Here is a 13821-nt window from a genome sequence, read left to right on the forward strand (position 1 = left end):
GTTTTTTTTAGTAGGTCTTTAAGGATTGCTATTTCAAGATCCTTTTCGCCTAATAGCTTCTTTAGTTGCTCATTCTCCTTATCTAAGGAGGAATTAGTGCTATAATCTATATTAAGAGGATTATTCGTTTTGTTAGCTTCCTTTGATTCTCTAACCCATCTTGTAACCGTGCCTGGGACAATATCATGCTTTCTTGCTACTAAAGTTGCATTACCAACTTCCTCTACTTCTTTAACAATTTGACGTTTAAATTCTTCTGGATATCTTGTATTTTTGCTTCTCATTCTGGCAACCTCCTGTTGATTATATTTTACTATAATCGTGTGTGATTGTCCAAAACGGTTAGGGGGCTAAATAGGTGGGAATATGAGAAAAATTTAAAAATGTCTAAACAAGAAGTTAAAGAGGAGTATAAGCAAACAGAAGGTAATCCTCAGATTAAATCTAAAATAAGAGAAAAGCAAAGACAGATGGCTATGAGAAGAATGATGCAAGATGTGCCTAGGGCGGATGTCATTATTACAAACCCAACTCACTTTGCTATAGCCTTAAAATATGATAAAGAAATGTATGATGCACCATATGTACTTGCAAAAGGTGCAGACTTAGTAGCAGCAAAAATAAAGGAATTAGCTAAGGAGCATGAGATAGCAACAGTTGAAAATAAACCTCTTGCTCAAGCTTTATATAATACTGTAGAAATAGGTCAGACAATACCAGAGGAACTTTATCAAGCAGTAGCTGAAGTACTTGCGTATGTATACAGCCTAAAGTACTAGGAGGAGAACATTTATGAAACGCGGAGATGTTTCTGTAGCAATTGCAGTAATTGCAATAATATTGATAATAATAATTCCAATTCCTATGTGGAGTTTGGACATTCTATTAAGCTTTAATATATCTTTAGCTTTACTGATACTATTAATTTCCATGTATACAAAAGATGCACTCCAGTTTTCCATTTTCCCAACGTTATTATTGATAACAACTTTATATAGATTATCATTAAATATATCTACTACAAGATATATATTAAGCGAGGGCCAAGCGGGGGATGTTATAGAGGCTTTTGGAAACTTTGTAATACAAGGAAATGTTTTTGTTGGACTCATTATATTTCTTATTATAGTAGTTATTAATTTTTTAGTTATTACTAAAGGTGCAGAAAGAGTTGCTGAAGTTGCTGCTAGGTTTACATTAGATGCTATGCCTGGAAAACAGATGGCAATAGATGCGGATTTAAATTCAGGTCTTATTACAGAGCAAGATGCTAAAATTAGAAGAAAAGAAATTCAACAGCAAGCAGACTTTTATGGTGCTATGGACGGAGCCAGTAAGTTTGTTAAAGGAGATGCAATAGCTGGTATTGTTGTTACTTTAATAAATATTACTGGTGGACTGATTATAGGGGTTTTAGTTAATAAAATGCCTATGGGTGAAGCATTAGTTAGGTATACTCTATTAACAGTTGGTGATGGATTGGTAAGCCAAATTCCAGCATTATTAATATCTACTGCTACTGGTATAGTAGTAACAAGGGCTGCTTCAGAATCAAATCTAGGACAAGATGTATTGGCACAGTTATTTGGCAATAATCCAAAGCTAATGTATATAATTGGAGGAGTGTTATTATTTTTAGGAATAGTGACTCCTTTACCATGGCCTCCTTATGTAATTTTAGGTGTAACATTTATCTTTGTTGGATATTCTATGAACTCTAGCAAAAAGAAAAAAGAAACTGAAGAGATTGAAGTCTCTCAAACAGCTGAAATAGAGGAAATTAGAAAGCCTGAAAATGTAATGACCTTATTAAAAGTTGAAGATATAGAGCTTGAGTTTGGATATGGAATTATTCCATTAGCAGATATTAATCAAGGTGGAGATTTATTAGATAGAATTGTAATGATTAGAAGACAAATAGCTATAGAATTAGGAATGGTTGTTCCTATGGTTAGATTAAGGGATAATATTCAACTTAATCCTAATGAATATGTTATAAAAATAAAAGGTGTAGAAATCGCAAAAGGCGAGGTTTTATTTGATCATTTTCTAGCTATGGACCCTGGCACTGCTCAGGGTGATATTATTGGTATTGACACTATAGAGCCTGCTTTTGGGCTACCAGCAAAATGGGTAACAGACCATGAAAGAGAAAAAGCTGAAATTTTAGGATACACAGTAGTAGATCCACCCTCAATAATAGCAACACATTTAACTGAAATTATAAAGAGAAATGCAAGCGAGCTTTTAAGTAGACAAGATGTAAAAGCATTAGTTGATAACGTTAAAGAAGAACATCCTGCTTTAGTAGAGGAATTAGTGCCTAAGCTTCTTTCAATTGGAGAGATTCAAAAAGTGCTTATAAACCTATTAAGAGAGCAGGTATCTATTAGAGATATGGTAACTATCCTAGAAGCCTTAGCAGATTATGCAGCTATTACTAGAGATGCTGATATGCTAACAGAATATGTCCGTCAAAGGCTATCTAGATATATTACAAAAAAATATGTAGAAAGAAATAAACTTAAAGCAATAACTCTTGATAGTGAATTAGAACAACTAATTATGGAATCAATTAATCAAACTGAAACTGGTTCATATTTATCAATTTCACCAAATAAAGCCCAGAGTATTTTAAATAATATAATTGTAAATATTGAAAAAATGACTTCTATAGGATTACAACCAATTATTTTAACAGCTCCTATTGTACGAATTTATCTAAAAAAATTAACTGAACAAATAACAAAAGACTTAATAGTATTGTCTTATAATGAAATTGATTCCTCTGTGGAAGTTCAATCTATGGGGATGGTGACTATAGTATGAAAATAAAAAGATTTATAGGTAACACAACACAGGAGGCAATGTACAAGCTAAAAAAGGAACTAGGTCCAGAAGCAATAATACTACATACAAGAACAATTAAGCAGCCTGGCTTCCTTGGAATATTTAAAAAAAATTTAGTAGAAGTTGTAGCTGCGGTTGAGGAAAACAACAAAACATATACTCGCAATGCAGAAAGATTGGAAAACAGTTTCAATAATAGCATTAATAACAGTCGTATAGAAAACTCTATAAATATGAAAAATGATTTAGAGATAGAAATAAATAAAATAAAAAGTATGATGGAGTCTTTAGTAAATACTCTAGATATTGGGAAGTCACAACTACCAGATAAGCTATCTAAATATTTGAGACTACTTACTTCTAATGGGGTAAAAGAAGAAATTGCATTTGAAATATTAAATAAAATAAACGATCAAATTAATGTAAGTAATAAGGATAACAAAACAATATATGAAATAATAGCATATAACATAAAAGAATACTTAGGCGAACCTGCTCCAATTAATCATGATGGAAAGCAAAAGATTATTTTCTTCGTTGGACCAACAGGCGTTGGGAAGACAACTACATTAGCAAAAATAGCAGCATATTTTTCTTTGGAAAAAAACTATTCTATAGGCATGATAACATCGGATACATATAGAATAGCAGCAGTAGAGCAACTAAAAATTTATGCAGAAATTATGAAAATTCCTCTTAAAGTTGTATATGAAATAAAGGACTTTTATAAATCCTTGTCGAATTTCAGAGAAGAAGACTTAATACTTGTAGATACAGCCGGTCGAAACCATAAAAATACAGAACAAATGAATGAAATAAAGGAATTAATTGAATCCGTAAACAACAAAGAAGTGCATCTTGTTATAAATGCGGCTACAGATATGAAGACAATTAATGATATATTCGAAAAATACAGCTTTATTGATGATTATAAAGTTATTTTTACCAAGATTGATGAGGCTGATAATTTAGGAAATGTACTTAACGCAAAATATTATTTTAATAATAAAATATCTTATTTGACAAACGGACAAAATGTTCCAGATGACATAGAAGTACCTGATATGGAAAAACTAAGCAGAAAACTGATTGGGGAATTGAAAGATGTATGATCAAGCAGAAAGATTAAGACAAATATTAAAAACTAATGAGAATAGTAATAGGCAAACATCCACTAGAAAAATAACTGATAATACGAGAGTAATAGCTGTTTCAAGTGGTAAAGGAGGAGTAGGTAAAACAAATTTTACTATTAATCTTGCTATTTCACTTAGCAAGCTAGGATATACTGTGGCAGTAATTGATGCAGATATAGGACTTGCTAATATAGACGTATTATTAGGATTATTGCCTAAGGAGAATATAAGCAGTGTTTTAAATAAAAACAAGAATATACTTGAAATCATGACAGATGGACCAGACGGGGTTAAAATAATTGCTGGCGGCTCTGGATTATATGACATATTAAGCCTAAATGCAGAAAACCTTAATTATCTTATTAGCCAACTTAGCCAGCTAGAACAATTATTTGATTTTGTTTTAATAGATACTGGTGCAGGAATTTCAGAAGTTGTTATGAGCTTTGTATCTGCAGCAGATGAAGCAATATTAATAACTACTCCTGAGCCAACTTCATTAACTGACGTATATGCCTTAATAAAGGCTTTAAGAATTAGAGGTTCCAGTTGCAAGCTAAGACTAGTAGTTAATAGAGTAGAAAATCAAAGGGAGGCTATTGACGTATTTGAAAAACTATTCATAGCATCAAAAAAATTTTTAAATACAAGCATAGAAAATTTAGGGTATATAATGAATAGTAAGCTTGTAGTTGAGGCAGTAAAAAATCAAAATCCATTTATTAATCTCTATCCTAATTCCTCTATATCCAAAAATATTAATAGCATTGCAGTAAAGATTATAGGCAGTACAAATAATAATGAAAACAAAAATAGCTTTACAAATTTTTTAAATAAATTTAAAGACTTTTTTTCAAAAAACGATAGTGAATAATTTCAGTTTTACTTATCTTATTACTTCACTAGAAAGGAGGAACAATCCTCAGTGGTAATAGATTCATTACATATTAATGTAGGAGACAAAATACAGATATCTAGAATTGAAAATTCAAAGATAAACCATAGTAGCCAGGTGCTAGATATTTTAAATGAAAAAGAGTATGTAATAGCTGGTCCCATACGCAGAAGCACTATTGTTCATATAAGCATTAATTCCATAATAGAAATAACTTATTATAAAGAAAATAAAGGTAAATTTGTTTTTAAAGCCATTGTAACTGAAAAAATAGAAAAAGGAATATATAAATTAGTTATTAAGAGAATTGGAGATATTAAGAGAATTCAAGATCGCAATTATTTTAGACTAGAATTATCATTAAAGGTAGTTAAAAGATTTGAAACAAAAGAAAACGGTGTAAATACTATTTTAGTTGAAACATGCAAAACGAAGGATATTAGTGGTGGAGGAGTAAGACTATTTTCTAACTATAAACACGAACTTCATGATAAATTATTTCTTACCATTTACATAGATAATAAAGAATTAGACTTTCTTGGAGAAGTTGTAAGAGTTATTGATTCAAGTGGTAATGAATATAAATATGAAATTGGAGTTAAATTTGCAGACGTGATTAGCACAGAAAGAGAAATAATAATTAAATATATATTTGAACAACAGCGAGAACTTAGAAAAAAGGGATTGATTTAAATGACAATTAAAGTAATGGTAGTGGATGACTCAGCTTTTATGAGAAAAATAGTTTCAGATATATTAAAAGAGGATGAAGAAATTGAAATTATAGAAACTGCAAGAAATGGACAAGATGCCCTAGAAAAGCTAAAAAAAATTAATCCAGATGTTATTACATTAGATATTGAGATGCCAATTATGGATGGCATTACAACTTTAAAGGAAATAATAAACAAATACAATATTCCTGTAGTAATGCTTAGCAGTTTAACTGTTGAAGGCGCAGATGCAACCTTAAAAGCTTTAGAAATTGGGGCAGTAGATTTTATTCCCAAACCAACTAATATATTTGGTTTAAATAAAAAAGAAGAAAAAAACAAACTTATAGAAAAAGTTAAAGTTGCATCAAAAATTAGGAAAATTACTAAACCTTCTCTCAAAATTTTAGAACCTACTGTAGCAAATAGAGTCTTGCCTAGCAAAAGGGTAAGCGGAGAAGGGAGCATAATTGCTATAGGGACATCAACAGGCGGACCAAGAGCACTTCAATCTGTAATTCCACAATTGCCAGCTGATATAAATGCTAGCATTTTAGTTGTTCAGCATATGCCCGAAGGATTTACTAGATCCCTAGCAGCTAGATTAAACTCTATGTCTAATATCAATGTAAAAGAAGCAGAGAATAATGATGTTTTAAAGAAGGGGTATTGTTATATAGCTCCAGGTAACTATCATATGATAGTTCATGAGCATAATGGCGATATTATTATAAAATTAAATAAAAGCCTGCCTGTTTCTGGACATAGACCATCAGTAGATGTAATGATGGAATCTGTTGCAAGTATTAGCTCAATGAAGAAAATAGCTGTTATAATGACTGGAATGGGTTCAGACGGAGCGAATGGAATTAAGAAGATTTCTGAAAGCGGTGGTTACACTATAGCACAAGATGAAGAAAGTTGTGTGGTATATGGTATGCCAAAAGCAGCTGTTAATAGTGGCACTATTAACAAGATATTACCATTAAATGAAATCAGTAATGAACTAATAAATGTATTGGGGGTGTAGAATATGGATATGAATCAATATCTGGATATGTTTATCGAGGAATCAAAAGAGCATTTACAATTTATGAATGAGCATCTACTGAACTTGGAAAAAAATCCTGATGATAAAAATCTTATTAATGAGATTTTTAGAATAGCTCATACCTTAAAAGGAATGTCAGGAACAATGGGCTTTAGTAAAATTGCAAGCTTAACACATGAAATGGAGAATATTCTTGATTCAGTTAGAAGTGATAAAATCCATGTGTGCACAGAGCTAGTTGATTTATTATTTACATGCTTTGATATGCTTGACGAGTATATAACAAACATTATTAATTTTGGAGAAGAAGGAGATTTAGATAGTACAAATTTAATTCAGGAGCTAAACAACAAATTGAAAGGTGGAGCAGCTGCATTTTCAAACAGCATACGAAAAGAAGAAAAGGATCGTAATAATATTGATTTAGATGAATATGTAGTCAATACTATAAGAACTGCTAATACTAAAGGATTACATGCATACAACCTAATAATCAAATTAAGTAAAACCTGCTTACTTAAATCTGCCAGAGCTTTTATAATTTTTAACAACTTAGAATCCTTTTCAGAAATAATTCACTCAATCCCTCCAGCAGAAGATATTGAAGATGAAAAATTTGATTTGGAATTTTCACTAACTGTAGTTACTGAAAAGACTAAAGAATATTTGGAAAATGAAATGCTTATGATTTCTGAAATTGAAGAGGTGTATATAAGTGAGATAATTCTTGAAAGCACTGAAAGTGAGGGAGAAACTGCTGCTGCAATTGACTTAAGCATAGAAAACGAAGTAAAAGAAGAAAACCGTATAAGTACTACAAATAATGAGACAAATGTTCAAGATAGGAAAAAAACTACGAATATTATTGGGAAAACCGTCAGAGTTGATATTGACAGATTAGATAACCTAATGAACCTAGTAAGTGAGCTTATCATTATTAAAACTAGACTAGAAGATGGTGGAACTGTTGAAAAGGATAACATGAATGAAGCCATTGAATATTTAGAAAGAATTACAACAAGCCTTCATGATGCTGTAATGAAAGTACGAATGGTACCCATAGAAAGAGTTTTTAACAGATTCCCAAGAATGGTACGAGATCTAGCTAAAGAGCTTGGAAAAGAAGTAGATTTGGAAATGACTGGAGAGGAAACTGAGGTAGATAGAACCATAATTGATGAAATAGGTGATCCTCTTATTCATCTTATTAGAAACTCCCTTGATCATGGAATCGAAAGTCCAGATATAAGAAAAGGTATAGGTAAAAGTGAGGTAGGAAAGTTAAAACTTAGGGCTTATCCAGATGGAAACAATGTAGTTATTGAAATAGAAGATGATGGAGCTGGAATAAATATTGAAAAGGTCAAGAATAAAGCTGTAGAAAAAGGTTTAATAACTTTAGCTGAAGCTAAAGAATTAGCAGATGATGTGGCTGTCGATTTGCTATTTAAAGCTGGATTTAGTACAGCTGATTCGGTGTCAGACGTTTCGGGAAGGGGCGTAGGCTTAGATGTAGTTAAAAGTAAAATAGAATCTATTAATGGCATAGTTGAGGTAGAAACAAGTCCTCATAAAGGGAGTAAATTTAGTATTCGATTACCATTAACACTTGCTATAATCCAGGCACTACTTATCAATATTAAAGAAGAAATATATGCAATACCATTAAGTTCTATTAGAGAAATAACGCCAGTTCAAAGTAAAGATATCAGAAATGTTCAGAATCATGAAGTAGTTTTATTTAGAAATAAAACACTTCCAATAATAAGATTAAATAAGGTTCTAGGTATCCATGCTTCTGAAAGTGAAGAGGAAATTATAATGGTTGTAGTTAAAAAAGGTGAAAAAGAAGCAGGCTTAATTGTGGACAGGCTAATAGGACAACAAGAGATTGTTATTAAATCATTAGGTAGATATTTGCTAGGCATACCATATTTAGCTGGTGCGACTATATTAGGTAATGGTAAAATATCTTTAATTTTAGATATTAATTCTCTATTGTAAGGAGAGGAGGTATTATATGAGTAGCATAAGCGGTGAAACAAAATATGTTGTCTTTAAAATAGATAACGAATACTACGGAATAGATATTAATAATGTTAAATCAATCGAAAGAATACAAGACTTTACTAGAGTTCCTAATGCACCTCCTTATGTAAAAGGTGTTATCAACCTTAGAGGTGAGGTAGTTCCAGTAATAGATTTAAGAATGAGATTTGAATTAACTCCCAGAGAATTAGATTCAAACTCTAGAATAATAATCGTGTTTGTAAATGAAATACAAATAGGATTATTAGTAGACTCATCTTCGGAGGTTATTGAAATTAACGGGGAAGATGTAGATAGTCCACCAATTGTAAAAGAAAATATTTCTGAAGATTTTATCAATGGGATCGGAAAACAGAATGGTAACTTGATAATTCTAATAGATATCGAAAAAGTAATTGGACATAAGGAGATTGAACAGGTAAGTTAGGAGGGAAGGGAAATGGAAGTAAACAATTTAAATTCTACCTTCTTAGATATACTGAAAGAGTTAGGCAATATTGGTTCTGGTAATGCAGCAACAGCCCTAGCATCTATGATAGATAAAAAGGTTGACATGAAAGTACCACAGGTCAAAATATTAGAATTTAAAGAAGTAGGCGATATATTAGGAGACAGCGAAACACCAGTAGTTGGAATATATTTTGAAATGACAGATGATATAGAAGGAAATATAATGTTTGTATTAGACATAGAATCAGCAGTAAATTTAACGGATATGCTTTTTAGCAGAAGCAGTTCAAAGAGCGAATTAGATGAAATGGACATGTCTGCTTTATCTGAAGTTGGCAATATTTTATCTGCATCGTATATTAATTCACTGAGTACTCTAACAGGTCTTAACTTAAAAATATCTGTGCCTTCTATTTGCATTGATATGGCTGCTGCAATTCTTAGTGTCCCTGCAGTTCAGTTTGGACATTTTGGTGACCATGTTATACTCATTGAAACTCAATTTGAAGAGGGAGACAAACTAATAACTGGGGACTTCTTCTTAATACCAGAGATTGATTCTTTCCAAAAAATATTAAGCAGTTTAGGGGTAAATTAATGATGGAAATAGTTAAAGTTGGGATGGCAGATTATAAAGTATTAAAAACTTCAGGTATATTGACCACTTTAGGCCTTGGTTCTTGTGTAGGAATAGCACTATATGATAAATACAGCAAAGTAGCAGGATTAGCACATATTATGCTACCATCTAGCTTGGAAATCAAGAACAATAGTAATAAAGCTAAATTTGCTGATACTGCAATCGTAGAGCTAATTAAAGAAATGAAATTAATAGGTGCAAATGAGAACAAATTAGTCGCAAAATTAGCAGGTGGCTCTCAAATGTTCTCCTTCAATTCCAATACTGATATTTTAAGAATTGGAGAAAGAAATGTACTAGCTTCAAAAAAAGTATTACAAGAACTAAGTATACCAATATTATCAGAAGATACTGGGGGAAACTACGGTAGAACAATAGAGCTAAGCGTAACAGATGGGAACCTATTAGTAAAAACCGTAGGACATGGAACAAAAAATATATGATTATATTTGTTTTGAACACCTTTTTGGAGGTGATAAATTGACAATGGACGAGCTATGGCTTCTCTATAAAGACACAGGAGATATAAGCTATAAGCAAAAATTAATTGAACTATACATAGATTTGGTTAAGATTGTAGCTGGAAGAATGTTTAATTATTATGGTGGGAACGTTGACTATGATGATTTGCTAGGATTTGGAGTATTTGGACTCATAGATGCTATCGACAAATTTGATATTAGTAGAGATTTGAAGTTTGAAACCTATGCTCAAATAAGAATTAGAGGTTCAATGATTGATAACTTAAGAAAACTAGACTGGGTTCCAAGAGGATTAAGAAAAAAAGCAAAAGAAATGGAAAATACAATCAATGCACTAGAAAACAAGCTTGGAAGAAGAGCTACAACAATAGAAATATCAGAAGAACTAAAAATAGATAAAAAAGAAGTAGAAAACATACTATCAGAAATTTCAACTATTAACATTATTTCCTTAGAGGAAACCTTATTTACAAAAGGTGATATAGCAATTAATCCAAATATTACAGAAAATCCTGAACATGTTTTTGAATCAAAAGAATTAAAAAACATTTTGGCAGAGGGCATTGACAAGCTAAATGAAAAAGAAAAAATGGTAATATCTTTATATTATTTTGATGAATTGACTTATAAAGAAATAGCAAATATACTAGACCTTTCCGAGTCAAGAATATCACAGATACACAGCAAAGCAATTTTATTACTCAAAGGGTTTTTAAAACTCAAAGGGATAGAAAAAAATTAATTGCAGGATGTGATGATGTGTTCTACAATTATGTTGTTTTAGAAGGCAAAGATTTAAAATCACTGATAGAAGAAGGACTTAAAAAATTAGATAAAGAAGAAAATCAGGTAGAGGTTGAAATATTAGAAAAGGGTAAGTTCCTAATGGGAATACCTATTAAAGACTATAAAATAAAAATGACAATAAAAGAATCAGAAGTAGGAGAGATTGAAAAAACATTAGACTCAGTTAAGGATATATTTATTGAGCCAGAAACTTTTGACTTAAGTTTTCAGGAAGATGGAGTATATATTGTCCTTAACAACACAGAAAAAACAGACGCAAATATTGAAAAAATAATCAGTTTGTTAAAGAAAAAAGAGATTAAAGATTTAGATATTAATGCAGTTAAAGATGCATTTAATAATAAAATGGAAACTAGGATAGCCCCAAAACAAGAGAAACCTATGATTGATGCTGAACTTATATTAGATGTTTTAGAAGATAAGCTAAGTGCTTATATTACAATTGTTCCTCCAGATGGAGGACGAGACTTGAATATTAGTGATGCTTTAGAAATAATAAATAAAGAGATTAAGTACGGACTAGATGTTCTAAAAATAGAAAAATTAATTAAAGATAAAGTATATAACACTAGAACATTAATAGCAAAAGGTACTCTGCCTATACATGGCCAGGATGGTTACGTAAAGTATCTTTTTGAAGAAAAAAAAGAAATTGCACCTCAGATATTAGCAGACGGAAGTGCTGATTTTAGAAATTTAAACCTTATATATAATGTAAAGGCAGGAGATGTATTAGCAGAGCTAATTCCTGCAACTTCTGGAAAGCAAGGCACTTCTGTAATAGGGGAAATAATAAATAATAAAATTGGTAAAGAAGCAAACTTCAAGTATGGTAAGAATGTTTACTTATCAGAGGATGGTAATAAGTTAATTGCAGAATGTGATGGTCAAGTTCGCCTGGAAGAGGGCAAAATAACAGTTTATGAAGTATATGAAGTAAATGGAAATGTCGATAACTCAACAGGTAACATTAAATTTAACGGAACAGTCAGGGTTAAGGGAAGTGTTTTAACTGGATTCCAAATTATTGCAGATGGGGATGTTGAAGTTGAAGGGGTTGTAGAAGGAGCTGAAATCAAATGCAATGGCAATATTCTTCTTAAAAGAGGAATACAAGGATATAATAAAAGTAGGTTGATTTCGAAAGGATCCGTTACTGCAAGATATATCGAAAATAGTTATATAGAAGCTGACGGAGATATTACATCGGATGCAATAATGCATAGTGAAGTAACAAGTAAAGGAAACATAAGAGCTTCTGGAAAGAATGGATTAATCGTTGGAGGTATCTGCAGAGCATCACAAGAAATAGCAGCAAAAACAATAGGTTCAAGCATGGCAACATCAACTGTTCTAGAAGTAGGAGTAGATCCAAGGCTTAGAATTAAACAAGAAGAAACTAAAAATAAACTTAGTGAAGCGGAAAATAATATTGAAAAATTAGACAAAACAATTGTTTTATTAAGTAGATTAGCTAAGTCGGGAGAATTGACCCCAGAAAAAGAAGATATGCTAAGAAAAGCAATACAGACTCGTAATATACTGACGAGTCAATCAGATGATTTTAAAAAGGAAATTAATTTCATAGAAGCTCAAATTCAACGCTTGTCTAGGGGAAAAATAAAAGCAGAGAATGTTATTTATCCAGGAGTAAAAATAGTAATGGGAAATAGTACAATGTTTGTAAGAGATGAATTAAGCCGTTCTACTATATATAAAGAACATAATGAACTAAAAATTGGACCTTATGAAAGATAATATTGGGGTGATATTAATTGAGGCCAATTGATTTAAATAATCTTATTCCTAAAACACAGGAAATTTCAAAACTTCAGCAATTAGAGAATAATAAACACAAAAATTTTATGCATAATCAGTCTACAACTCAAAACAAAAAATTCGAAAATGAGTTAAAGAAAGTAAATACAACAAGTAAAACATATAAACCTAAGATTAATAAGGATGAAAAAGACAACAATAAAAATAAAAGTTTTAAGGAAAAAGATGGGCAGGAAGAAAAAGAAAAAGAACAAAATAAAAATTCCGAAGTTGTATCAGATGGGATAATTGGTTCAAAAGTTGATATAAAAATTTAACGAGGTGCGAAGGATGAACATTATTCTTCTTCTTTTGGGCTTGATACTAATAGTTGTGACTATTTGGATGATAAGCTTTAATAATAAAACTCAACAAAATTCTATGCAAAATAAGTCCATAGATTTTGAAATAAAATCAGAGGACTCGTTTTTTATTGATAATGAAATTGAATTTGAAGAAGTATTAAATAATATTAGTGAAAATGAAAATAAGAATTTTGACTTAATATCAGAAGAAAAGTCGTATATTAACCAGGAACCAATAGAATATAGTAAGGATATAAACAGAACAAGTAGTCAACTCACTACCTATGCTGAAGATATAAAGAAAGATATTCGGGACGACAACATTGAAAAGATTATTGGTTTGAACAAGTCAGGATTAAAAGCTGAAGAAATTGCTAAAATGTTAGGGAAGGGTATTAGAGAAGTTGAGATTATTATTAAATTATACAGCCTTAAAAATTATGAAAATTAATAAATTGTAGTTATTATGTATTGAAGAAATACTGAATAATTTAGTTGTCAATAGTATATAATTATGTTTAATGAAAAACATAGTCATATACTATTTTGGCTGTAAACTACTTTAAATATGGAGCTTTAAAGTTATAAATTTCATCTTATTTATATAAATAAAAAAACATTGCTA

At 30.8% G+C, this 13821-nt stretch carries 14 protein-coding genes and 1 pseudogene; 14 read left to right on the plus strand and 1 reads right to left on the minus strand.

The window, feature by feature from the left end; translation table 11 throughout:
- Positions 1 to 284: transposase (locus BLV37_RS04840; RefSeq protein ID WP_091726831.1), on the minus strand; the 284-nt coding region annotated here is incomplete at its 3' end.
- Positions 285 to 356: 72 nt separating this feature from the next.
- On the opposite strand from BLV37_RS04840, the pseudogene BLV37_RS04845 reads away from it, so the two are divergent.
- From BLV37_RS04845 to BLV37_RS04910, 14 genes and pseudogenes are all read left to right on the plus strand, one after another.
- Positions 357 to 779 (plus strand): annotated as a pseudogene (locus BLV37_RS04845) (EscU/YscU/HrcU family type III secretion system export apparatus switch protein); the annotation flags it as partial.
- Positions 780 to 792: 13 nt separating this feature from the next.
- A complete protein-coding gene (gene flhA, locus BLV37_RS04850) occupies positions 793 to 2829 on the plus strand; it encodes a flagellar biosynthesis protein FlhA (RefSeq protein ID WP_091728052.1) in 2037 nt (678 codons plus the stop codon).
- Positions 2826 to 3962 (plus strand): flagellar biosynthesis GTPase FlhF, encoded by a 1137-nt coding sequence (gene flhF, locus BLV37_RS04855; protein WP_091728054.1) that lies wholly within the window; start codon positions 2826 to 2828, stop codon positions 3960 to 3962. Before flhA ends, flhF begins: the two co-directional genes overlap by 4 nt.
- Positions 3955 to 4860 carry a MinD/ParA family protein gene (locus BLV37_RS04860; RefSeq protein WP_091728056.1) on the plus strand — a complete coding sequence of 302 codons (906 nt, stop codon included), beginning with the start codon at positions 3955 to 3957 and terminating at the stop codon, positions 4858 to 4860. Before flhF ends, BLV37_RS04860 begins: the two co-directional genes overlap by 8 nt.
- Positions 4861 to 4911: 51 nt before the next feature.
- Entirely contained in the window at positions 4912 to 5574 is a 663-nt protein-coding gene (locus BLV37_RS04865; RefSeq protein ID WP_091728058.1) for a flagellar brake protein, read from the plus strand.
- On the plus strand, positions 5575 to 6624 hold the full coding sequence (locus tag BLV37_RS04870) for a protein-glutamate methylesterase/protein-glutamine glutaminase (RefSeq protein WP_091728060.1): 1050 nt from the start codon (positions 5575 to 5577) through the stop codon (positions 6622 to 6624).
- 3 nt (positions 6625 to 6627) lie between these two features.
- On the plus strand, positions 6628 to 8649 hold the full coding sequence (locus tag BLV37_RS04875; RefSeq protein ID WP_091728062.1) for a chemotaxis protein CheA: 2022 nt from the start codon (positions 6628 to 6630) through the stop codon (positions 8647 to 8649).
- A gap of 16 nt (positions 8650 to 8665) precedes the next feature.
- Positions 8666 to 9121: a chemotaxis protein CheW gene (locus BLV37_RS04880; protein WP_091728064.1), complete on the plus strand. Its 456-nt coding sequence runs from the start codon at positions 8666 to 8668 to the stop codon at positions 9119 to 9121.
- Positions 9122 to 9133: 12 nt separating this feature from the next.
- Positions 9134 to 9742, plus strand: coding sequence for a chemotaxis protein CheC (locus tag BLV37_RS04885; RefSeq protein ID WP_091728067.1), 609 nt, complete (start codon positions 9134 to 9136; stop codon positions 9740 to 9742).
- Positions 9742 to 10227, plus strand: a complete 486-nt coding sequence (locus BLV37_RS04890; protein ID WP_091728070.1) for a chemotaxis protein CheD — start codon at positions 9742 to 9744, stop codon at positions 10225 to 10227. The genes BLV37_RS04885 and BLV37_RS04890 overlap by 1 nt, the downstream gene beginning before the upstream one ends.
- Positions 10228 to 10270: 43 nt before the next feature.
- Positions 10271 to 11008 carry a FliA/WhiG family RNA polymerase sigma factor gene (locus BLV37_RS04895; protein ID WP_091728293.1) on the plus strand — a complete coding sequence of 246 codons (738 nt, stop codon included), beginning with the start codon at positions 10271 to 10273 and terminating at the stop codon, positions 11006 to 11008.
- 17 nt (positions 11009 to 11025) lie between these two features.
- Positions 11026 to 12831 (plus strand): FapA family protein, encoded by a 1806-nt coding sequence (locus BLV37_RS04900; protein WP_091728073.1) that lies wholly within the window; start codon positions 11026 to 11028, stop codon positions 12829 to 12831.
- A gap of 17 nt (positions 12832 to 12848) precedes the next feature.
- Positions 12849 to 13169: a hypothetical protein gene (locus BLV37_RS04905; protein ID WP_091728075.1), complete on the plus strand. Its 321-nt coding sequence runs from the start codon at positions 12849 to 12851 to the stop codon at positions 13167 to 13169.
- Positions 13170 to 13182: 13 nt separating this feature from the next.
- Complete coding sequence (locus tag BLV37_RS04910) at positions 13183 to 13647, plus strand: DUF6115 domain-containing protein (protein WP_091728078.1); 465 nt, start codon at positions 13183 to 13185, stop codon at positions 13645 to 13647.
- Positions 13648 to 13821: the final 174 nt, after the last annotated feature.

The organism is Proteiniborus ethanoligenes, assembly GCF_900107485.1.
Lineage (GTDB): Bacteria > Bacillota > Clostridia > Tissierellales > Proteiniboraceae > Proteiniborus > Proteiniborus ethanoligenes.

Bases quoted from the DNA above. Each gene is read 5' to 3' on its own strand.
- flhA (WP_091728052.1), top strand. From the start codon at position 793: ATGAAACGCGGAGATGTTTCTGTAGCAATTGCAGTAATTGCAATAATA.
- flhF (WP_091728054.1), top strand. From the start codon at position 2,826: ATGAAAATAAAAAGATTTATAGGTAACACAACACAGGAGGCAATGTAC.
- BLV37_RS04860 (WP_091728056.1), top strand. From the start codon at position 3,955: ATGTATGATCAAGCAGAAAGATTAAGACAAATATTAAAAACTAATGAG.
- BLV37_RS04870 (WP_091728060.1), top strand. From the start codon at position 5,575: ATGACAATTAAAGTAATGGTAGTGGATGACTCAGCTTTTATGAGAAAA.
- BLV37_RS04875 (WP_091728062.1), top strand. From the start codon at position 6,628: ATGGATATGAATCAATATCTGGATATGTTTATCGAGGAATCAAAAGAG.
- BLV37_RS04880 (WP_091728064.1), top strand. From the start codon at position 8,666: ATGAGTAGCATAAGCGGTGAAACAAAATATGTTGTCTTTAAAATAGAT.
- BLV37_RS04885 (WP_091728067.1), top strand. From the start codon at position 9,134: ATGGAAGTAAACAATTTAAATTCTACCTTCTTAGATATACTGAAAGAG.
- BLV37_RS04890 (WP_091728070.1), top strand. From the start codon at position 9,742: ATGATGGAAATAGTTAAAGTTGGGATGGCAGATTATAAAGTATTAAAA.
- BLV37_RS04895 (WP_091728293.1), top strand. From the start codon at position 10,271: ATGGACGAGCTATGGCTTCTCTATAAAGACACAGGAGATATAAGCTAT.
- BLV37_RS04910 (WP_091728078.1), top strand. From the start codon at position 13,183: ATGAACATTATTCTTCTTCTTTTGGGCTTGATACTAATAGTTGTGACT.